12 protein-coding genes are annotated in these 22,933 nt (G+C 65.6%); 7 read left to right on the top strand and 5 right to left on the bottom strand.

Going from position 1 to position 22,933, the window contains the following annotated elements; all coding sequences use genetic code 11:
* The first annotated feature begins 57 nt into the window (after positions 1-57).
* From AC5QPF_RS17260 to AC5QPF_RS17275, 4 genes are read left to right on the top strand one after another with little or no spacing between them, the layout of a single operon-like run.
* Positions 58-2,565: a TonB-dependent receptor domain-containing protein gene (locus AC5QPF_RS17260; protein WP_494959046.1), complete on the top strand. Its 2,508-nt coding sequence runs from the start codon at positions 58-60 to the stop codon at positions 2,563-2,565.
* Positions 2,566-2,568: 3 nt separating this feature from the next.
* Positions 2,569-3,909, top strand: coding sequence for an MFS transporter (locus AC5QPF_RS17265; protein WP_494959047.1), 1,341 nt, complete (start codon positions 2,569-2,571; stop codon positions 3,907-3,909).
* A gap of 21 nt (positions 3,910-3,930) precedes the next feature.
* On the top strand, positions 3,931-5,115 hold the full coding sequence (locus AC5QPF_RS17270; protein ID WP_494959048.1) for an acyl-CoA dehydrogenase family protein: 1,185 nt from the start codon (positions 3,931-3,933) through the stop codon (positions 5,113-5,115).
* A gap of 14 nt (positions 5,116-5,129) precedes the next feature.
* Positions 5,130-6,479 (top strand): amidohydrolase, encoded by a 1,350-nt coding sequence (locus AC5QPF_RS17275; protein ID WP_494959049.1) that lies wholly within the window; start codon positions 5,130-5,132, stop codon positions 6,477-6,479.
* Positions 6,480-6,560: 81 nt separating this feature from the next.
* On the opposite strand, the gene AC5QPF_RS17280 is transcribed toward AC5QPF_RS17275, so the two are convergent.
* Positions 6,561-7,331, bottom strand: coding sequence for an MFS transporter (locus AC5QPF_RS17280; RefSeq protein WP_494959050.1), 771 nt, complete (start codon positions 7,329-7,331; stop codon positions 6,561-6,563).
* 11 nt (positions 7,332-7,342) lie between these two features.
* Here AC5QPF_RS17280 and AC5QPF_RS17285 point away from each other — a divergent pair, with 11 nt between their 5' ends.
* The gene (locus tag AC5QPF_RS17285; protein ID WP_494964195.1) at positions 7,343-7,666 is read left to right on the top strand and encodes a heme-binding protein; all 324 of its coding nucleotides are present in this window, start codon (positions 7,343-7,345) and stop codon (positions 7,664-7,666) included.
* A 33-nt stretch (positions 7,667-7,699) separates the two neighbouring features.
* Here the strand turns inward: AC5QPF_RS17285 and AC5QPF_RS17290 are convergent, their stop codons facing one another.
* The 3 genes from AC5QPF_RS17290 to AC5QPF_RS17300 form a co-directional block, all read right to left on the bottom strand.
* Entirely contained in the window at positions 7,700-8,869 is a 1,170-nt protein-coding gene (locus AC5QPF_RS17290) for an N-acetylmuramoyl-L-alanine amidase (RefSeq protein WP_494959051.1), read from the bottom strand.
* Between the two features lie 111 nt (positions 8,870-8,980).
* Entirely contained in the window at positions 8,981-11,026 is a 2,046-nt protein-coding gene (locus tag AC5QPF_RS17295) for a PAS domain-containing protein (RefSeq protein WP_494959052.1), read from the bottom strand.
* A 108-nt stretch (positions 11,027-11,134) separates the two neighbouring features.
* Entirely contained in the window at positions 11,135-11,917 is a 783-nt protein-coding gene (locus tag AC5QPF_RS17300; protein ID WP_494959053.1) for an NAD(P)H-dependent oxidoreductase, read from the bottom strand.
* 89 nt (positions 11,918-12,006) lie between these two features.
* Between AC5QPF_RS17300 and AC5QPF_RS17305 the strand changes: the two genes are divergently transcribed.
* Together AC5QPF_RS17305 and AC5QPF_RS17310 are read left to right on the top strand one after the other, a co-directional pair.
* Entirely contained in the window at positions 12,007-12,936 is a 930-nt protein-coding gene (locus AC5QPF_RS17305) for a LysR substrate-binding domain-containing protein (RefSeq protein ID WP_494959054.1), read from the top strand.
* A 48-nt stretch (positions 12,937-12,984) separates the two neighbouring features.
* Positions 12,985-15,252: a tetratricopeptide repeat protein gene (locus AC5QPF_RS17310; RefSeq protein ID WP_494959055.1), complete on the top strand. Its 2,268-nt coding sequence runs from the start codon at positions 12,985-12,987 to the stop codon at positions 15,250-15,252.
* Between the two features lie 73 nt (positions 15,253-15,325).
* Here AC5QPF_RS17310 and AC5QPF_RS17315 read toward each other — a convergent pair whose 3' ends face one another.
* On the bottom strand, positions 15,326-22,864 hold the full coding sequence (locus AC5QPF_RS17315) for a glycosyl hydrolase family 18 protein (protein WP_494959056.1): 7,539 nt from the start codon (positions 22,862-22,864) through the stop codon (positions 15,326-15,328).
* Between the last annotated feature and the right edge of the window lie 69 nt (positions 22,865-22,933).

The following is a 22,933-nucleotide window of genomic DNA, read 5'->3' on the forward strand; positions in this document are numbered from 1 at the left end:
TGTCAGGAACACCCACCACCAGGAATGGATAGCGGCCCCCGATTCCGGAGCCTCACCATGTCTCGCCCCACGATTTTCCAGCCCAGGCTCAACCTGCTCACCGCAGGCATCCTCGGGCTCTGCGTTACCCCGCTGGTCAGCGCCGCCGACACCAGCAGCACCGACACCGCCCTGCAGACCGTGGTGGTCACCGGCGCCCGCGACAGCGGCCGCACCGTGGCCAAGAGCCTGGCGCCGATCGACGTCATCAGCGGTGAAGACCTGGCGCGCTCGGGCAAGCAGAACCTGCGCGACGCCCTCGCCGCCAGCGTGCCGTCCTACACCAATGCCGCCGGCTTTACCGGCGGCACCGGGCTGTCGGTGAAGTCCGCAACCCTGCGTGGTCTGGGCGGCAACCATGTATTGGTGCTGGTCAACGGCAAGCGCCGGCACAACACCTCGCTGATCTTCGTGCAGACCGCCGCCACGTCCAGTGGCCAGTCGCCGGCCGACCTCGACCTGATCCCGGTCAGCGCCGTGGACCATATCGAGGTCCTGCGTGACGGCGCGGCGGCGCAGTACGGCTCCGACGCCATCGCCGGGGTGATCAACATCATCCTCAAGAACAACAGCTCCGGCGGCAGCGCCAGCGCGCTGTACGGCCAGTACGAGAACCGCATCGGCGGCAAAGGCAACTTCGGTGCCCGTGGCCAGGGCCAGATCAACCAGGGCTTCGAACTGCCCAACGACGGCTTCTTCAGCCTCAGCGCCGATATCGGCATCCAGGAAAGCTCCAACGTCGCGGGCGCGGTGCCCGATCGCACACGCATCTACTTCCCGGTCAATGGCGCCGCCGACCCGCGTGAAACCAGCGAGAGCCGCTACCGCCAGCAACTTGGCCAACCCCGCTCGCAGACCTACAACTTCGGCTACAACGCCGAACTGCCGCTGAACGAGCAGGTCAGCCTGTATTCCTTCTCTACCCTCAGCCATCGCAACTCCACCAGTTGGGGCACTTACCGCACCGCCAACTCGCCGCAAAACATCGTTTCGGTGTACCCGGACGGTTTCTCGCCGCGCTTCGTGGTCGAGGAAGACGACTTCCAGGCCGTGGTCGGCCTGCGCAACGAAGATGTGCTGGGCTGGAAGCTGGACCTGAGCAGCAGCTACGGGCGCAACGACGCCAACACCCGCAACGAGAAATCGCTGAACCCATCCCTCGGCCCGGACAGCCCGCGCGACATGGACGGCGGCCATCTGATCGCCAGTCAGTGGACCAACAACCTCGACCTGACCAGGGCCTTCGACACCGGCCTGTTCGCCAAGCCGCTGAACGTTTCCACCGGCCTGGAATTCCGTCGTGACGGTTTCGAGATCGAGGCCGGCGAGTACGCCTCCTATGCCGACGGCGGTTATGTTTTCCCGACCGGCCATCCCCTTGCCGGCCAGCGCCCTAACCCTGGCGCACCGGGCCTGGTGGGCTTCACCCCGACAGACGCGCACAACTATTCGCGGACCAATACCGCCGGCTACATCGACCTCAGCCAGAGCCTCACCGAGCAGTGGGACGTCAGCCTGGCCGGGCGCTTCGAGCACTACAGCGACTTCGGCGACACCGGCAGCGGCAAGTTCTCCACCCGCTATGCCTTCACCCCGCAGTTCGCCGTGCGCGGCACCATCAGCAACGGCTTCCGCGCGCCGTCGCTGCAGCAGCAGTACTACTCGTCGTCGCTCACCGCCTGGCGCACCAGCCCGCTGACCGGCGTGCTGGAGCAGGCCACCACCCGCTACGTGACCGTGGACGATGCCGCCGGCCGCGCCCTGGGCGCCAAGGACCTGAAGCCGGAAAAATCCATGAATTACAGCCTCGGTTTCGTCGCCACGCCGACCGAGAACCTGGACATCACCGTCGACCTGTACCAGATCGACATCAAGGACCGCATCCTGCAGACCAGCAACCTGCAAGGCACTGCCGTATCGAACGTTCTCGCCGCCAACGGCCTGGACCCGAACCAGATCGTCTCCTACTTCGGCAACCTGGCCGACACCCGCACCCGCGGTATCGACCTGGTTGCCGACTATCGCTACGACCTCGGCGCATACGGCAAGACCAAGTGGACCCTGCTGAGCAACCAGAGCCTGCAGACCATCGAGAAGATCAAGGAACCCGACGCCCTCGCCGGCACCGGCGTCAGCGCCGTCGGCCGCGATCGCCAGGGCAACCTGACCACGGCCTATCCGAAGAATGTCACCTCGCTCACCGCCGCCTGGCAACTGGGCGACTTCGACCTGACCCTGAAAGGCACGCGCTACTCCAAGGTCACCGGACGCAACCAGATCGCCGCCAGCCGCGACGAGGAAATCCGCCCGGCGTTCATCACCGACCTGAGCCTGGGCTACTGGCTCAGCGATGCGGTGAAAGTGACCGTCGGCGGCGAAAACATCTTCGACCGCCGGCCGCAGCAGCTCAACGCCGAAGCCAAGCGCTACTACTTCTTCCCCACCGATAACCCGACCTACAGCTGGTACTCGCCGTACGGCCTGGAAGGCGCGTACTTCTTCGGCAAGGTCGAGGTGAGCTGGTAAGCCATGACAACGACCCTGTCCTCCACTGCCTCCACCGCGCCTGCGGTGGACGCCGACGCCTTCGACCCGCGCCTGTACCGCAAGCTGGCCTGGCGGATCATGCCGTTCCTGTTCCTGTGCTTCGTGCTGAACTGGCTGGACCGGGTCAACATCAGCTTCGCCCACCTGCAGTTCAAGGCCGACCTGAACATCAGCGATGCCACCTTCGGCATCATCGTCGGCGTGTTCTCCATCGGCTACCTGCTGTTCGAGATCCCCAGCAACCTGCTGCTGGAGAAGTTCGGCGCGAAGAAGACCATGACCCGCATCATGATCCTCTGGGGCCTGGTGACCATCGCCACCGCGTTCGCCCAGACGCCCGCGCAGTTCTACGTGCTGCGGGTGCTGCTGGGCGCCGCCGAGGCCGGTTTCTTCCCCGGGGTGATCCTGTACCTGACCTACTGGTTCCCGGCCCGCTACCGGGCGCGGATCACCTCGCGCTTCATCATGGCCATTGCGGTCTGCGGCATCGTCGGCGGGCCCTTGTCGACCTGGATCATGGGCCACTTCGCCGGTCTTGGCGGCTTCAGCGGCTGGCAATGGCTATTCGTGGTCACCGGGATTCCGCCGGTGCTGGCCGGGCTGTTCGCCTGGTACTGGCTGGATGACAAGCCGGTCAACGCGCGCTGGCTGACGGACGGGGAAAAGCGAGCGATCGACACGGCCCTGGCCGAGGAACGCCGCAAGCGCAAGCCCGGCGGGCACCAGCGCTTCATCGAGGCGCTGGGCGACCGCAAGGTGTGGTTCATCACCCTGGCCTACTGCCTGACCATCATGTGCACCGGCAACGTCACCAATATCTGGGCGCCGTCGATCATTCGCGACGCCGGGGTGAGCAACCTCGGCCAGCTCGGCCTCCTCTCGGCCCTGCCCTATGTGGTCGGGGTCGGGGTGATGCTGTGGGCCTGCCGTCATTCCGACCTGCACCAGGAGCGCCGTTGGCATTTCGCCCTGGGCGGGCTGACGGCGGCGCTGGCCATGATCCTGCTGCCGAAGCTGATCGCCGGGCCCTGGTCGGCCATCGCCCTGCTGACCCTGATGACCAGCGGCTACCTGGTGGCCACCGCGGTGTTCTGGACCATTCCCACCTACTACCTGTCCGACCGCGCCCGGGCCGCCGGCCTGGCGCTGGTCAACTGCTGCGGACAGATCAGCAGCCTGCTGACGCCGATCATGATCGGCAGCATCAAGACCAACACGGGCGATATCAGCCTGGCCCTGTACATCGTCGCCGGCCTCGTCGCCAGCGGCACCCTGATCCTTCTGCTCGGCGTTCCGCGCCAGGCCTTGCGCGATGAACCCTGATCCCTTTTTCGAGACATGCCCATGACCGATTACCTGGCACTGGCCAATGAACTGGCCACCCACATCCAACCCGGCGCCGCCGAACGCGATGCCCGGCGCATCCTGCCCCATGAGCAACTGGACCTGATCCGCGAATCCGGCCTGGGCGCCGCCCGGGTGCCCGTCGAACTGGGCGGCGGCGACGTCAGCCAGCTCGACGTGGCACGGATCTTCATCACCTTGGCCAAGGCCGACCCCAGCGTGGCCCAGGCGTTGTTTCCCCACTTCGCCACGGTGGAACACCTGCGCCTGATCGCCAACGAAGAACAGCAGCGCCGCTATCTTGGCGCCTTTGCCGAACGCCAGCTCTCCTCCGGCGCGATTGCCGAGCGCAGCGGCAAGTTCCGTGGCGAGATCCATACCCGCCTGGAACGCGACGGCGACCGCCTGGTGCTCAACGGCAGCAAGTTCTACAGCACCGGCTGCCTGTTCGCCGACCTGCTGAAGATCCAGGCGGTGGACGAGGCCGGCAACGCGGTGTACGTCATGCTCCCCGCCGCTACCCCCGGCATCACCCTGCTGGACGACTGGGACGGCATGGGCCAGCGGGTCACGGCCAGCGGCACCACCTTGCTGGAGAACGTGCCGGTGCTGCCCGAGCAGGTAATTCCCCTCGCCCAGTGGTACCAGCGACGCAACTACATCGGTGCCAGCGCGCAGTTGATCCACTGCGCTATCGACATCGGCATCGGCCTGGCGGCGCTGGACGACGCAGTGCAGTGGTCGCGCACCGGGGCCCGGCCGGTACGGGAAAGCGGCGTCGACCAGGCGCGCAACGATCCGTACATCCTGCATACCGTGGGCGACCTGTCGGCGGCGATCCATGGGGCCGAGGCGCTGGTGGAAAAGGCCGCGCTGAGCGTCGACCTGGCCGCACGCACGCAATTGCAGGGCAGCCTCGACGGTGAAGCGCTGGACGCCTTGCTCGCCCGCACCTCCATTGTCGTGGCCGAGGCCAAGATCGCCTCGACCCGGGCCGCCCTGCATGTCTGCGAGCGCCTGTACGAAGTCGGCGGCGCAGCCACCACCCAGTCGCGCTACAACTTCGACCGCCACTGGCGCAACGCCCGCACCCACACCACCCACGATGCCGTGGCCTACAAGTACAAGGCCATCGGCGACTACCTGGTGAACGGCAACTATCCGCCGATCGCCTTCACCTATTGAGCCTGGAGATTCCTATGTGGCCATCGCGCGGGCTGGGTGCCGCCCTGCTGCTGTTGTCCGGCATGGTTCATGCCGATGAATGGGGCGAGCTGGATGCACGGATCGCCAGGGCATTGCCCGGAGTGATCGAGTTGCGCCACGCCATCCACCAGCACCCAGAGCTGGGCAACCGCGAGCAGCAGACCGCCGCGCGCATCGCCCAGCGCCTGCGCGAGCTGGGGCTGGAGGTGCAGACCGGCATCGCCCATACCGGAGTGGTCGGTATTCTGCGCGGCGGCAAGCCCGGGCCGGTGGTGGCGATCCGCGCCGAACTGGACGCCCTGCCGCTCACCGAGCAAACCGGTCTGCCCTATGCCTCGACGGTGCGCGCACGGGACGAAGGCGGCGACTTCCGTACCCGCGGCAAGGACGTCGGGGTCATGCATGCCTGCGGTCACGACGCCCATATGGCCATGGCCCTGGGCGTCGCCGAGGTGCTGGCGGCGCGGCGTGCCGAGCTGCCGGGCACGCTCAAGCTGATCTTTCAGCCCGCCGAGGAAGGTCCGCCCCTGGGCGAGGCTGGCGGCGCGAAGCTGATGATCGAGCAAGGCGTGCTGGAGAATCCGGCGCCAGCGGTGATCTTCGGCCTGCATGTCACAGCCGGGACGTCCGGTACCTTCACCCTCAGCCGTACCCGCACCACGGCGGCGGCCGATACCTTCGTCGCCCGGATCAAGGGCCGGCAGACCCACGCCGCGTTTCCCTGGACCGGCATCGACCCGGTGCCGGTGGCGGCGCAGACGATCCTGGCCTGGCAGACCATTCCCAGTCGCCAGTCCAACCTGAGCGTGCTGCCGGCGCCGGTGATTTCCGTGGGGCGTATCGAGGCCGGCGACCGGCACAACATCATCCCCGCCGAGGTGCGCCTGGAAGGCTCGATCAGGACGGTCAGCGACGAGCAGCGCGAGGATGTGCTGCAACGCATGCGTCGGACTGCGGAGAAGATCGCCGAGGCCTCGGGTGCCAGTGCCGAGATGGAGTACCTGCCGGGCAACTACCGGGCCGGGCATAACGACACGGCGCTGGTGGACAGCCTGCTGCCGGTGCTGGAGCAGGTGTCGACCACGCCGGTGAAAATCGACGCCGGCACCTATGGGGCGGACGACTTCGCCGAGTATGCGCGGCAGATTCCCGGGGTGTTCATGCGTATGGGCGTGACCCCGCCGGCGCTGGCCGACAAGCCGCTATGGCCGACCCATTCGCCGGGGTTCCAGGTGGATGACCAGGCCCTGGCGGTGGGGATTCGGGCGCTAAGCCGGATGACCTTGAGCTACATGCACGGTAATCAGACACTCTCCGCCGCCAACACCCGCTCCGGCAGATGACCCCGCGGGAGCGCCTTGGCGATGCGTTTCTGTCAGCCTGGCCTGGTATCGTCCAGCGAAGGCCATGGAAATCAGCGGAAATCAACCCCGGCGAGCCACGGCCGTCACACTCAGCAGGACAACGACCAGCAGTCCCCCACTCAGCAGCAAGGCGGTGCTCAACGACCAAAGGTGTGCCACGAAGCCGATGACCGCCGGCCCCATGAGGATGCCCAGGTAGCCGATGGCATTCACCGTGGACAAGGCCAGCGCCACCGGCATCGCCCCCTGTCGGCCGGCCGCCGAACAGTAGACCGGGACCAGGTTGGCAATGCCGGCCCCCACCAGGATGAAGCCCGCAAGCGTCGCCAGGGTGCTGTCGACCAGCACCGACAGCAGCATGCCGCCCATGGCCAGCACACTTCCGCCCCTCAACACCCGGCGCTCGCCAAGACGTGGCACCAGCCAGTCACCGGACAGCCTGCCGATAGCCATCGTCACCGAGAACAACGCGTAGCCGAGGCCGGCCTGACTGATGTCCACGCCACGCACGGTGGTCATGAACACCGCGCTCCAGTCGAGCATCGCGCCTTCGACGAGAAAGGCAATCAGGCACAGCACTCCTAGCAGCAAGACGAAGCGGCTTGGCCGGGTGAACATCGGCGAGCCCGCGCCCTCGCCATAGCGCAGCATCCAGCGGCCCAGGGTCGACAACAGCAACAGCGCAACGACGGCCAGTACCGCGACGGCGGCAAACGGTGACAGGCCAACACCGAGCAAGCCCGACACCAGCAAGGCACTGACGATGTTGCCGACGCAGAACAGGCCGTGGAACCCCGACATCAAGGTACGTCGCAGACCCCGCTCGACCATCGAGCCGCCCGCTGTTCCAGGCCGCCCGGCCAGGGACCAGCGCCGACAACCATGAGTGGGTGCGACGCAAGCACAACACCGTGCGGCGCTTCCTGTGCAGCTCGTACCGGGTCGCCCATCAGTTCAGGCCGGAGGGCAGTCGCGATGACGTCCCCACGGCAGACTACGCCTGTGTCGGCGGAAGCTTCCCGCTCATCGTGCGCGGCGCTGGGGTGATCGGCAGCGTGACGGTTTCCGGGTTGCCGGATCGGCAGGACCATCAGGTCATCGTCGATGGCCTGTGTACCGTCCTGGAGCAGTGTGCCGCGACGCTTTCCCTTCCCCCCGAGCCTTGAGCAGGCGCGGAAGTTCGGTGCCAACCTGCAACTTCACGCTTGGCTTTCTTCTGTCAGCGCCATAAGCAGACTGCCCGCAGGTGGCTGCTGCCGGAAGTATCCGTCGATACCGGCGAAGATTGCCTCGGCGACCTTGCGCTGGTGACGCGCGTCATGCAGGCGCCGACAGTCTCCCGCGTTGGAGATGAAGCCGGTTTCCACCAGGATCGACGGCACGGCGGCGGACTTGAGTACCGCGAACCCGGCCTGCTCCACTCTGGATTGATGCAGGCCGGACACCCCGCCCAGTTGCGAAAGCACCTGGTGCCCAAGATTCAGGCTGGTGGAGATGGTCGCATTCATCGACATATCGAGCAGGACCCCGGCCACCATAGGATCGTCCCGTCGCAGCTTGACTGAAAGTCCGCCGCCTACCGCGTCGGCACCGTTTTCCCGCTCCGCCATCCAGCGCGCCATCGAGGAACTGGCGCCGCCCTGGGACAGTGCGAACACCGATGCGCCCGAGGCAGTCAACCGGGGGGCCGCATCGGCGTGCACGGAGATAAACAGATCGGCGTTCAGGCGCTGGGCCAGTTCGGCGCGTTTGCGCAAGGGGATGAAGATATCGCCGGAGCGGGTCAGCCGGGCCTTGTAGCCCTTCTGCGCATCGATGTGTTTGGCCAGCAGTGCGGCGATCTGCAGGGCCACGAGCTTTTCCTGCTCGCCCTTGGCACCCACGGCGCCCGGATCCTTGCCGCCATGGCCGGCGTCGATCACCACCAGCAGGTCGCGGCCGCTTTTTACCGAAGGACGCTGGGCGATCTTGCCCGCAGCGCCCAGCAGCACCAGTTCCAACCGGCGATCCTTGGCGCCCATGGGGCGGAGTTCGCCACGCACATCGGCCTGGCGCAGATCCAGGACCAGACGCAGGTCACCCGCTGGCGTCGTGCCGCTGCGGATCGCCTGCACCGGCGTGCCGTCCAGGGCCAGGTTGCCCAGCGGGGCTTCGAGCACCGCCTGGTGCAGATCCAGCACCAAGCGTGGCGGGGAGTCCAGGGAAAAGCTGTTGGCAACCACCGGTCCGTTGACCTCAAGGACCAGGCGGGTCGCCTCGCCCGCCCTGACCACACTTATTCGCCGCACCACTTGAGACGCCTGGGCCACCAGCGGAATCGGCAATGCCAGGCCGGCGAGGAGAAATTTCAACAAGCTACGTCTGTCCATACCTTCGTACACCTTGGTTCCAAGGAACATGACCGTCAGTTGCGGATTCGTCGCCTTGAGAGGATGCAAAAAGATACATTATAACGTCTAGAATGTATTGAAAATGAAGCGTCAGCCCCTGCTGGTTTTCTTCAACAACCCATCCACTGTGCCGAGCAGGGCATCCAGGGCAAACGGCTTGGTCAAGACCATTCCGGGCGGGTCCAGCGGGGAATGGTCGAGAACCTCCGGATGCGCGTAGCCGGTCATGAACAACACCGGCAGATGCGGACGCGCCGCACGACTCTCCAGGACCATGCGATGGCCATCCATCCCGCCGGGCAAGCCAATGTCGGTCACCAGGGCGTCGATCGGGATGTCCGAGCGCAGCAGGCGCAGGCCGGCCTTGCTGTCGGCCGCCTCGATGACCGCATAACCATGGCTCGCCAGGGTTTCGCTGACGAAGGCGCGCACCGATGCCTCGTCTTCCACCACCAGGATCGTGGCGCCGGGGTTGCCGGTCGGCGTCAGGGGGCTGCTCGCGACCTCTCCGAGCGCTGGTATCGGCAGGTCCCGCAGCGGCAGGAGCAGGAACACCCGCGAGCCCTCGTCCACGCTGGACTCTATCCTGACCTGCCCACCTGACTGCCTGGCAAAGCCATAGATCATCGACAGCCCGAGCCCGGAACCGGCGCCCACGGGCTTGGTGGTGAAGAACGGCTCAAAGGCCCTGGCCAGCACCTCCGGACTCATCCCGGTACCATCGTCTTCGACGCACACCGTCAGGTACTCCCCTGGCGCAAGGTCCTGGCCCCCCGACAGTTGCTGCTCAAAGGTGCGAATACGCAGATGGCCACCTCCCCTCAACGCATCCCTGGCGTTGATGCACAGGTTCAGCAACGCATTTTCCACCTGCGCGGGGTCCACCAGGCAGGTGGAGCGGTTCGCCTCCAGGGCCACCGCAACCTCGATGGTCGGTCCCACGGTGCGCTGGATCAGCTCTTCCATGCCGCTGACCAGGGCGTTGATATCGGTCGGCACCGGCAACAGCGTCTGTTGCCGGGAAAACGCCAGCAACCGATGGGTCAGAGCGGCGGCCCGTTGTGCAGCGCCGTGGGCCACCGCCACGTAGCGCTCCAGGTCGGCCGTGCGGCCCTGGCTCAGGCGCAGCTTGATCAGGTCCAGGCTGCCGGTGATACCGGCCAGCAGATTGTTGAAGTCATGGGCGATGCCTCCGGTCAGTTGCCCCACCGCTTCCATCTTCTGGGCCTGGCGCAGGGCCGCGTGGGCTGCCTCGCTTTCGGCGACGGCTTCACCGATGCGCGCCTCCAGTGTCCGGTTGAGGTCTAGCAGGGCCTGCTCGGCGGCCTTCTTGGCAGTGACATCGATGGACGAGCCGATCAACCCGATGACGTTGCCCGCGTCGTCCAGCAGCGGCGCCTTGACCGACAGCCAGAAGGTCGCTGTGCCGTCGGACATGTCGACCCGCTCCTCGATCTGCTCGGCCTTGCCGCCGTGCATGATGCGCCGGTCGGTGGCCATGACCTGACGTGCCTGATCCTTGTCCTCCAGGAACTCAAGGTCGGTCTTGCCGAGGTAGAACGAAGGCGGCTTGCCGATGAGCTGGGTGGTTCCGTGGTTGGCCACCAGCATGCGACCGTCGAGGTCCTTGGCATAGACCACGCCGGGAACCGCTTCGGCGAAGGTGCGCAGCAAGGCGGAAATACGGTCCCGCTCCGCCTCTGCGGCACGGCGCGATTCGATATCCACCAATACGCCGGGGAAACGCACCGCCTTTCCTTCGGCATTCAACTCGGCATGGCCGCTGGCTTCGACCCAGCGATAGCAGCCGTCGGCCTGGCGTACCCGGTATTCGCAGCGAAACGCCCCACCCGTCACCAAGGTCCGCTGGATATCGGCAGCAACCCGTTCGAGATCTTCCGGGTGAATCGAGGTGAAGGCTTCCTCGATGGGGATGCCGGTCTGGCAGCGCTCCAGCGGCAGGCCGAACGCCCTGGAAAAACGCTGGTCGGCGGTGACGCTGTTGTTGGGGATATCCCAGACCCAGGTGCCGCTGATGGCCCCGGAATCCAGCGCCAGTTGCAAGCGCTCCAGGACTCCGTCGGGATCGGATGGCCTGGCGTGATCGCTGGCGGGCGCAGGGGGCTCTGGGTTCATGGCGGACCTCGGGGGACGGACTGGGGTGGTGAGGAAAACGATACCCGACGAAACGGATGCAGAAAGAGACTGCTGCCACCTTGAGAAATTCCGTCCCCTTTGACCACCTCAATCCCGTTGCAAGTGCATCGCCAGACCCTCCTCTCCCGGCGCCAGATCAGGTCGCAGGGTCAGTTGCGGGATCACGTAGTCACCGCCGTTCTGCCGCCGATACGGGATCGGCACATCGCTCCACAAGCCATCCAGGCGCTGCTCCAGTTCTGTGCAGGCGGCCGCGAAAGCCGCCTCGTCGATACGCCCGGTGCGATGCAGCACGAACGGCGGCAGCACCTCGAACCCCGGGTAGAACAGGATGCCGTGCTGGATCGGGAACAGGATCGCGTCCATCGGACCGTTGATGCCCCGGGGTTCGTAGTGCGAGGCCCAGCCACCGGTGGTGACCATCAGCATCGCGCGTTTGCCACTCATGTTGCCCTCACCATAGCGGTCGCCCCAGTGCTGGTCGGAGTGTTCGCCAACACCGTAGGCGAAGCCATAAGCGTAGACCCGCTCGACCCAGCCCTTGAGGATCGCCGGCAGGCCGAACCACCACAGCGGGAACTGCAGGATCACGGCGTCGGCCCAACGCAGCTTGTCCTGCTCCAGGGCGATGTCGGCACTCTGGGTGCCATCGGCGTAAGCCTGGCGCGAATCCTCGGAAACGCGGAAGCGCACATCCGGCTGGCCCTGCATGTTGTCAGCGGGTGTGACCAGCGGATTGAAGCCCATCGCATACAGGTCCGAGACCTGCACGGCATGGCCCTGGCGCTGCAGGTGGGCGACCGCATGGTCCTTGAGCGAGCCATTGAGGGAACGGGGTTCGGGATGGGCGTAGACGATCAACACATTCATGGTGGTGCTCCGTGGTTCGGGATATGCCACGCATGATGGGCGTCGCCTAGGTATAGTTGAAATGAATATCAAATATCCCAGGTATTGCCATGCATGATTCCTTGCGGCGTCTCGACCTCAATCTGCTGGTCACCCTCGACGCCCTGCTCACCGAGCTCAACGTGACTCGCGCGGCACAGCGCCTGCACCTGGCGCAGCCGACGGTCAGCGTGCAACTGGCGCGGCTGCGCGACCTGCTGGACGACCCGCTACTGCTTCCCGGCCCGCGGGGCATGCGGCCCACGGCACGGGCCGAAGCGTTACGGGCACCCTTGCGTCAGGCGCTCGCAGCCTTGCACTTGGCGATCGCTCCAGCCCAGGCCTTTGACCCGGCGGTTGCCAGCCAGACCTGGCGCGTGGCGGCCACCGATTACGGGGCCTCGACCATTCTCCTGCCGGCGCTGGCCAGGATTCGCGCTGCGGCGCCGGCAACGCGGCTGGCGGTGCTCGAGCTGCAACCCTCGGCACTGGTGCGCCAGGCCGAGCTGGGCGAGATCGACATGGCCTTCCACATTGCCGAGCAAGCACCGGCAGAACTGCGCCAGCGTTCATTGTTCGTCGAGCGTTATGTGCTGGTGGGTCGGGTGGATCATCCCGGTCTGCGGCGCAAGCCTACGCTGAAGCAGTTCTGTGCCCTGGAGCAGGTGATCGTCTCGCCGGATGGCGGCGGTTTCCACGGGCCGACCGATACCGCCCTGGCAGAACGCGGGTTGAGCCGGCAGGTGGTGCTGTCGGTGCCGCATTTCATGCTGCTCGCCTCGGTGCTGGCCCACTCCGACCTGGTGGCGATGGTGCCGGAGCGGCTGCTGGTTGGGGATACGCGGCTGAAGGTGGTGGAGGCGCCGCTGGCAGTGCGGGCGTTCGAGATGCTGATGCTATGGCCGGAGCGGGTGCATCGGGATCCGGGGCATCGGTGGTTGCGGGCGGTGATTGGTGAGGGCGCAGTGAATCCGTATCATCACGGTCCCCGCGGCGGATGAAACCGGACCGCCGCAGCGCCCTACAAAAAGAAAGACACAGACAGTCCGATGCCGAAATCCCGTGATGCCGTACCCGCCCTGCACCGCCGAAGCCTTGTCCGTCAAGTGTTGGCAAGCTTGGTGTTGCTGGTCAACCTGGGCACCTGCCTCGCTATCGACCAGGCCCCGCTCCCTCCCGCTGCCCAATGGGTGGATGAAGCCCCATGCCAGGCCTGCCACCGCCAGCAGGTCGAACACTGGCAAGGCTCGCACCACCAACTGGCAATGCAGGACGCGAACGAGACCAGCGTGCTCGGCGACTTCAACGACGCCCGCTTCAGCAGCGACCGCGAGACCACCCGTTTCTTCCGCCGTGACGGCGGTTTCTGGGTCAATACCCCCGGCATCGACGGCCAGGCCCGCGACTTCCCGGTGCGCTACGCCTTCGGCATCGAGCCGTTGCAGCAGTACCTGATCGACACCGGCGACGGCCATCTGCAAGCCCTCGGCGTAGCCTGGGATACCCAGGAAAAACGCTGGTTCCACCTGTACCCCGGCCAGGGCGTGGACTTCAAGAACCCGCTGCACTGGAGCAAGCCGCCGCAGAACGCCAACTTCATGTGCGTCGAGTGCCATACCACGGGTTTCAAGCGCAATTTCAGCGCCGCCGACAACCGCTTCGATAGCCGTTGGCAAAGCCTCGGCGTCGGTTGCCAGGCCTGCCATGGCCCGGCCTCGGGGCATCTGGCCTGGACCGCCGGGAAAACCCGGCAGGACCACGCGGGTTTCCAGCAGAGCCTGCGCGGCGGCGACAATCTCAAGGAAGTCGAGACCTGCGCCCGCTGCCACGCCCGCCGCGCCCCCTTGGACGATGGCTTCGAGCATACCCGACGCCTGCTGGACGACTTCCTGCCCAGCCGCCTGACCCGCGAACTCTATGAACTGGATGGCAAGATCAAGGACGAGGTCTTCGAATACGGCGCCTTCAGCCAGAGCAAAATGTTCGCCAAGGGCGTGCGCTGCAGCAATTGCCATGAACCGCACAGCACCACGCTGCGGGCCGAAGGCAACGGTGTCTGTCTGCAATGCCATAATCCCGCAGGCAAGACCAGCGTCGCCGGGGTCGACGGCAACGGTCTCAAGGCCCGCGACTACCAGTCGCCGGAACACCACAAGCATGTGGTCGGCCAGCCCGGGTCGCACTGCGTCGACTGCCATATGCCGGGCAAGTTCTACATGGTCAACGACTGGCGGCATGACCACGGTTTCACTATTCCGGCACCAGCCCAGGCGCTACAACTGGGGACGCGGGACGCCTGCCTGAGCTGCCATGCGGCCACCCCGGGACAGAAGGTCGCCGAACAGTTCCGCCTCTGGTACGGCGAGCACGACAGCCCGACCCAGCAATATGCGCGAAGCCTGGACGCGCTGCGTAGCGGCAAGCCCGGCGCGGCCGAAGGGCTGTTCGAGCAACTGCGCCACAGTGACCTGCCTGCCGTGCGTCGCGCCACCCTGCTCGCCGAATTACCCAACTACCCAAGCCGTCGCGCCCTCGATCTGACTACCGGCGAATTGCGCAACAGCGCACCGGAAGTGCGGATCGCCGCGATCGAAGCCCTGTCCGCCCTGCTCCCTGCCGGACAGCGGATACAGCCTCTGACACCGCTGCTCGACGACCCGGTACGCGGCGTACGCATCAGCGCCGCCTATGCCCTGTTGCCGGCCCGTGGTGGCGGGCTTGGTGCAGCGTTCGACAAGGCACTCGACGAATACGAGCAGGTCCAGTCCAGCCAGCTCGACCGCGCCGAAGCCAACGTCAACCTGGCCATGCTGTACCGCGCCACCGCACGCCCGGACAAGGTTGAGCCGGCACTGCGGATCGCCCTGCAGCGGGACGGCGACTTCATCCCGGCGCGGGTGGCACTGGTGCAGTGGCTCGACGCGCAGGGTCGTGCGGATGAAGCCCGGGCTGTGCTGGAGGATGGTTTGCGGGCGCATCCCGATTCCGGCTTGCTGTACCACACCAAGGGCCTGGCGCTGGTCCGCGCCGGGCAACCGGAGGCCGCGCTGCAGGCACTGCGGGAAGCCGTAAGACTGGAGCCGGACAACATCGGTTTTGGCTATGTGCTGGCGGTGGCGCTGCATGGCCAGCAGCAACCGGGCGCAGCGCTGGAGCAGTTGGCGCAAAGCCTGGAACAGCACCCGTACGCCCGTGATGTGCGCCTGGCACTGGTGCAGTATCTGCGCCAGGCCGGCGAGAGGGACAAGGCCGCAACGCTGATCGAGGCGCTGCGGGCGATCAATCCGGAGGATCCGTTGTTGCAGCCGCAGCCGTAAGGCCACGGCCCGAAGCATGACGCGGAGCGTGGGAACGGGCTCACCCGCTCCCACGCTCCGCGTCGCCGGTCGATCAGGCTGACAGGGCCTCAGCCTGCTTGACCCATAGCCCTTCCAGCCACACATCCCCAGCCTCTTGCGAAGCACTGAAGCCCAGGCTCGCCAGTTGCTCCTTCCCGGTCGCCCCGGCCAGTTCAAGCTGCACGATCCCGCCAGCATCAAGATCAACCGGCCGCACCGTCGCGTTCCCTGCCCCGTCAGTCCAGGTCAGGTCGAAGCGACCACTGCCCGCCAGGGTCAGCCGGCAACCCTGGCGCAACACGATACTGGCAGTCATCTCGACACTGAAGCCGTCATGCAGGCACTCGGCGGTCAGATGCAACAAGCCCTCCTCCTCGCCGCCCCCCTTGGCCCGCAGCAATGCTGTCAGGTCGTCGCCGGCCAGTTCGCTACGCAAGTCCCGGGCCTGTTGATCCAACAGGTCCAGTTGCGCCAGCAGCGAGTCGCGCAGGCTGGGCAGTTCTTCGTCGTGGGACGGGTTGGCAGCCAGTGACGACAGGATGACCGCAACCCGCTCATCAGCCTGCTGCGCCAACTGGCCGGTATAGCCGGCAAGCAGCGCGAACGGCGGTGAGGCCTGGTCATTGCCCAGCGCCGTCAGGCCAGCCTGGGCCGAGAGATAAGCTGCCACCCCGTGACTGTTCCAGCACAGCCCCAGCACCTGCTCGATCTGCTGCGCACTGGCCCCTGCCAGGCCAAGAAATAGCGCCAACTGCGAAACCGCGCTATCCAACGCTTTCAGTTCGGCCGCGCAATCCAGCGGGATACGCCGGTTGTAAGCGGCGATCCACTGCTGCTGGACCTGCCGGCAGTCCTCGCTGAGGCTCACGAACAGGCCGTTGTCGCGTTGCAACGAGGTTACAGACAGCACCCGCTCGTCCTGCACGCTCATCGACACGAGAGGCACCTCGTCACCGCCGTAGCGCATGACCAGCATACGCGTCGTGTCCCCCCCCGACAGGCGCAGCTCACAGACATTCAAGGCATGGCCCAAGGCCAGCGCACGGCAGAGTTTCTGCAGACGCCAGTTGCCCGCAGGCGCATCGAACCAAGCCTGCAAGGTAGCGATGTCCTGGTCGCGACGTTGCGGCTGATCGGTCTCCAGCGTGTCCAGCGCGAGCTCGGTCAAGGCCAGGCGCGGGAAACGGTCGAACATCAGTGGCAGCAAGGCCACCGTATCGGTGAGTTGCAGAGACGGCAGGCGCAGGGTCTGGCCGAACTCACGCACCGTCACCTCGCGGCTGGCGTGCAGCAAGGCCAGCGCAGCGTCGAGGTAGTGGTCGATCAGGCAGGAGAAGAACGCCTTGTCCTGTTGCAAACCAACCAGGAACTGCCGCGCGCTGGCCACCGGTGTGTCCACCAGTTCCGCCACCGACACCAGCACGCTCAGCGGATTGTCCAGCCAGCCCGCGTACAAGCCCTGCAGATAGAGGAAACGACGAGTCAGAGGGAAGGCCACTGCCGTCGAGTTCCACACCTTGCTGGAGCGGTCCTGGTGGTCGGTGTCCTGGGCGGCGTAGTAGAAGGCGAAGCACTCGGCGAAATGGTCGGTAGCCATGACCCGGGCCGCGTTCATCACTTCACCGTTGTCGAAGCTGGAGAAACACAGGTCGGCCAGCGGCCGGGTGACACCGCCGGCCAGCAGCTTGTTGCGGATACCGCTTTCCAGGCGGTCACGCATGTCCCGCAGGCGCGCTGGGTCGTCCTGCAGGGCCACCAGTGTCGGGGCCTTGACACGCTCTCGCTCAGCGTTGGCGATAGTGACGTCGATCTCATCCAGATCGGCCAACAACTGCGTGCTCATCAACGCATTCAGACCTTGCAGGTCGGCCTTGAAGCCGAGGTTGGCCAGGTCCATGCGGTTGACCAGGTCGTCGTGGCTCCAGACGATGCTGGCCAGCACCTGCTGGGTGGACTCGCGGATTTCCCGGCGTGTCATGCGCATACCACTGGCCAGCGCCGCGTCGAGATGCTCGAGTTGGCGGTTCAGGGACGCGGCCATGTCTTCCAACTGACGCTGCATGCCATCGAAGCGCGCATCGACCTGATGGCTGAACACAGTCATCTGCCACGACATGCTCTGCAACTGGTCCATGACTTGGTCGAAACGCTGGTTCATCACCTCGTACACCTGGGTGATCTGTTCGGAAATGGCCTTGGCCGCTTCCAGATACGGGTCCGGCTGCGGATTGAACAGACCGACCAGCGTCATGGTCAGGTTCACCACCGATGTGATCACACCAAATACGCCCATCGCGCCGCCCGTGGACAGGGCGCTGGAGATCGACTTGACGGTATCGACGACCACAATGGCGATATTGACGCTCAGCTCGACGTAGTCCAGCACCTTGTTGACGGTCTCGTTGTCGCCGAACAGCTTGCTGTTCAGCAGGCGCGTGAACTTGCTCAGTGCCTGTACGCCCTGGAGTACTTCACGGGTGTTGTCCAGGGCGCCATTGAGCTTCTTCAGCGAGGCCTTGCGCTTGGCCAGGGCTTGCATGCGCGGGTCGGCGTTGACGTCGGCGGTACGCTGTTCCTGCATGCGCTTGACGTCCTTGCGGCGTCGATCGATAGCCTTGTCGTTTGCGTCAATGCTATCGGTCGTTTCTTTCGTCCATTGCGCTACATAACTCCGCTTCTGCGCCTCAGACAGGTTCGGATCAGGTACCGCCCCCTGGTTCTTCGCCACGTACTCGTACCTGGCCTGGTCCGAACGGAGCTCGTCAAACGCTTCCATCTCACCCTTCATGATGGTGAGCTGGCGGCTGTTGCCGTCGATCTCGAGCTTCGCGTAACGGATCCTGTCGTTCAGCGGATGTCCGGACTCGATCTTGGCCCGGGTCGCCTCCATGTACTCGGCGAAGGAGTCCTTGCCGGCCTTGGACTTGTCCGCCATCGCCGCGCTGCTGGCCCTGATCTTGGCGATGTAGCTGCGCTTGTCGTCCAGACTCGGCGCCTTCGCGCCCGGTGTGGTCTGTTGTGCGGCTCGGGTACTGGCCGTTTGCACTGGCATTTGCCTGGCCTCACCACCGCTGCCTGTTTCGGCAGGCTGTCCGGAGAGGTCGGTAAACACGCGGCTCGCGGGCGGATCGAAGGCCCAGTTGACCCACGCCAGCGGCTGCCCCAGAGGGTCCCGCCGTGGTGCCCAAGGGGCGTCTGCGTAGCGCGCCAGGAAGTTGGCCGCCTGCGTCTGCGTCATGACCGGACGCACGGTAGCCACCAACAATTGCCGTATGGCTCGATGGGCGCTGTCGGCAGCTTCGTCGGGAATATCGGTGTCCGCCTGCCGGGACGTTCCGGCCGTACAAGCGCTGACCAGGTCCGCCAGCGCCGGGCTCCACAGCCTCAATTGCGCAGCCATCGGGGCAACGGCGCGAGGGTAGATGGTCAGGAAGTCGGTGGTGGCGGCGGGCAGGTCTGCATGGACCAGATCGGCTTTGAGGAGCAGCAGGTCGTCAGGCTGCGGTGCCGCCAGCTCGGCGAACTGCTCCAACAGTTGCTTGCGCTGCAGTGCCAGCAAGGGCTGTTGCAGCGCCTGGTCGAGGATCCCTTGCAGCACCTCGACCCCCTTCTCGAACACGGCCTGGCCATAGTGTCCTTCTCCATCCAGGTCCGACCTGACGCGTCGGCTGGCGATACGCACTGCATCCAGCGCGGCGGGGTCTGTCTCGCCCAGTGAGCCGAAGGCCTGGCACAGGCTGGCGTCGTCAACGAAGCTGCGCCCTTGCAGGGGCTCCATCGCCACCAGTGCTCGCGGACATTCCTGGCGCAGCTCGGCCAGGCAGTCATCGTCGATTTCGAAGTGCGACAGCAGGTTCTGCAACTGCCTGGCCAGATCCGGCACCAACAGGTACACCCCTATCGCCATGCGCCCGGTCAGCATCGGGTAACCCAGCAGCAGGTCGTGCCAGTCACCCGGCAGTTGCGTCAGATCGAAGCCCGGCTTGAGTCGGGCGATACGGTTTTCCGCCGGCAACGCGGCGATCAACGAAGCCGGCAGCAGCTCGGCGAACAGCTCGGCATCGAACAATTGTCCGTGACTGACGGCGTGCTCGCTCTGCCACAGCGGCGCACCAGCGCTCAGTAGCATTGCCGTGGCCTCGGGCCGCTTGGCGCGCATGGCCTCGGCCAGCACGGTCTTGTCGCTGCCGGGTTGCCACAGGTCGACCGGTGCACCGCTGGCGAGCATCTGTTCCAGACTGGCCACATGGGTGCCCTTGGCCAGCCAGTGCAGCGCCGTCAGACCGTCCTTGTCGGTGACCTCCCAGGGCGTGGAGCGCGCCGCCTGCACCCGCGGCCAGCCTGGGAACTCCAAGCGTTGCAGGCGCTGTCCCTGGGCCACCAGCAGGCTGCCGTCGTTGAGCAGTCCCAGGGCTGTGGCTTGTGGCAGGGGCAACTGCTGGATCACCTCATAGCTGTGGGTGGCCGGGTTGGCCTGCCACAGCATCAGCCGCTCGCGATCGAGAGAGGCAAAGCCGCCGCTGGGCAGGACCTTCATGTCCAGCCACTCGCGGGAACCACCGCTCCAGGACAGAGCTGTCGCTTCCAGCCGCTGCAACTGCCCGTCCTCGCGCAGCACCTGCCAGAGTTGCAGCAAGCCGCTTTGCAGCCAGGCCAGCAGGCGCCCGTCCGGCAACAGCTGGAGCTGGCGCGGTAGCGCAAGGGGCGCAGCCAGCTTCAAGGGACGCAAGGTGGCGCTGCCCTCCTGCCAAAGGAACGCCTCGCCATCGTTGCTGACCAGCAGCAACTGGCCGCCGGCCAGCGGTGCCAGCGCGAGCAGTTGCGCGGGATGCTCGATCCGCCGGATCTGCTCGAAGCCGGCGGCGTCGAAACGCCAGACCAGCAGACGCTGGCCCTGCAGCGCCGCCACCCGGTTCGGGCCGGCACCGACCACGGACTGGATGCCGCTGGCCAGCTCCGCCTCCACCTGGCACTGGCCCTCCTGCTGATGCACGACCAGCAGACTCTCGTCGCCACGGCGCACCAGCAGGCGGCCGTCGCTCAACGCCAGCGCCATGCAGCGCCCTCCTGGTGCCTCGGCGAAGGCCAGGGTGCGCTGAGTGACGAAACCCTCGTCCTGCACGGCCAGCAGGTTCAGGCCGGTGGCACCGATGGCCGCGATGCTGCCGCCCGGCAGGGTGGCCAGGGCCAGGATCCGCTGACCACCCAGGTCCTTCGCCTGGTTGACGGGTGACGCCGCGTACTCCACCACCTGGCTGGCGAGGACCGGCGCCAGCAACGGCTCGTCCGCGCGCGCGGCAACCAGCCACGGGGCCTGCTCGTCCTCGCGCAACTGCGCGACGGCCGGATGGCACTGGCGCAGTTCGTCAGATATTGCAGCAATCAACGAATCCTTGTGCGTCGCTGGCAAGTCACCGGACAGGTCCCAGATCATCACACCGCCCAGGTTGCCCTCCAGCATGCGACGGACCTTCTCGCGCAGCGAGCGCGGATCGTCGTAGGTCAGCGATACACCACTGAGGCTACTGTAGGCATAGGGCGCGCGAGCGATCGGGTCCAAGCCGCTGGCGAACTTCATGCCGGGCCAGCCGATAGCGGGCTTGTCGCCCTCGGCGGGGCGGTAGCCGCCCGCCTCGCGTATCGCGACGATCTCGTGATACAGCGGCTCGCCCTGCTCGGCCCGGCCCACGATGGGGCAGCGCAAGCCCTGGTTGATGTCATCGATACCGTGGACGTTCACCGCACGGCCATAACCGGCCAGGCCCAGGGTCAGCTGGCGCCGGGTCAGGCAGTTGCGCGCCACCAGGTCCAGGAATATCCGCAGCGTCTCGTTGACGCAGAAGGTCTTTTCGATCCTTGCCTCGACCTCATGCCCCGCTGCCGAATCCGGCGTGTCCAGCGGCGCGTTGAACCAGGACACCTTGTTCGTGTCCCACCCGCCGTGGTAGTCGTAGCTCATCACATTGACGTGATCGACCAGTTCGCCAAGCTTGCGCCACTGGTCCTCGTTCAGCTGGCTGATGTTGCCCGATCCACCGGGCGCGGCGACAGCCAGTTGCTTGTCACCGAGGGCTTTGCGCAGGTCCGTCAGCAGGTCGATGTAGCCATTGGCATCCTCGACCTTCGGGTATTCCCAGTCCACTTCGAAGCCGTCGAAACCCAAGGTAGCGATCGCGGTGGCAGCCGATCGCGCCAAGCGTTCGCGCTGCGCGCAATCACGCGAGATCTGCCGGAAGCGGTTGGCGAACGGGGCAATGTCGCGCTTGGCATCGAAGGCCTTGCCCAGCAGCGACATCAGCTCCATGTCGGTATCCAGCGTGTCCGGACTGCTGGTGTTCACGGAGAGGTCGATGATCCGGCCCTGCAAGGACGCACCATGGTTGCGCAACCAGGTAAAGAGGCCGCGAACGGGGTCGTCCTTGTCGAGTACACCGTGCGGGTCGCGTCCGAGATAGCGGTAGATGTAGGGCTGTGGCTCTTGCTCTAGCAGCAACGTCTTGATCGTGCCGTAGCCGGGTGAGCCGGCGGGCGGGTTGTAATGGACCTCCCACTTGTACTCCTGCAGCAACTGCACGATCTTGAAACTGCCCTCCCAGAGCGATGGCACGGTGGGGAACCGGGTGGCGGTATCGAACAGCACCGGCGGGCTCTTCGGCCAGCCGCCAACGATCAGCGACACCTGCAGGCTGGGGTTGAGCTGCTTGAGGAACTGCAGCGCGGCCATCTGGAAGTTGTCCGACCATTCATCGCTGCTGCACAGACTGCCGTCGTCCTGCACGCTCATCATGCCGTAGGAGATGCAGTTGACATGGTCGACGGGGATGTCGCTGACAAAATAGTCGCGCTGGTACATGAAGTAGTTGGCGTAGTAGCCGACAAAGCGCCGGGTCAGGTCTGCCGAGCGGGCCTTGCCCGCCGTGCTGCGGTCCAGCACCTTCATCTCGCCGTTGCCCTTGTTCAGGATCAGTTGTTCCAGGTCGAGTTCGCGCAGGGGCGGCGGGTAGTTCCTGGCCATGGCCAGGCTAAGGCCCTTCAAGCCGGTGGTGTCGAGGTCCGCTTGCACGAAGACCCTGGGCAGGCACTGCACGCCGGCGATCGGCGAGCTCAGGGGCAACCCGAAGAAGGAGTTGGCATAGGACAGTTCGACCTGCTCGTAGGGGCCGATCTCCAGCACGTCGTCGTAGAACCAGGTGAGCAGGTAATGGTCGTCATTGTCATCGCGCTTGCTGCGCCCTTGGCTCAGGCGGCCCCAGGCGCAGAAATAGTCGTTGTAGAGCGTGTAGACGTCCGACGGATTCTCCCAGGCAGCGGCACAGGAAGTGGAGCCGCCCTTGATCCGGCCGCGGAGGAATTCGACCTTGTTGTCGTTGCTGACGTCCTTGGGGAGGATCGAAGCCTTGTCGTCCAGGAACCACTGGCGCGTGTCCTCGGTCAGGTTGCGCGGCGTGCCCATGCCGACGAAAACGTTGGTCCGTACCTGCAGCTGCTTGAGCTTGAACGGCGACTTGCTGTTGTTATAGAGATACAGGTTGTCGACACCTCTGTTCTTTTCGAACAGGAATTGCAATCCATCGCTGTTTTTTTCTTGCATGTCGTGCTCCTGCGGCCACGCTTGGGGGTCATTAAGGTCCAGGCAGGACAGTAGCAAAATGATTGCGCG

This window comes from Pseudomonas sp. Con_6, from assembly GCF_059379395.1.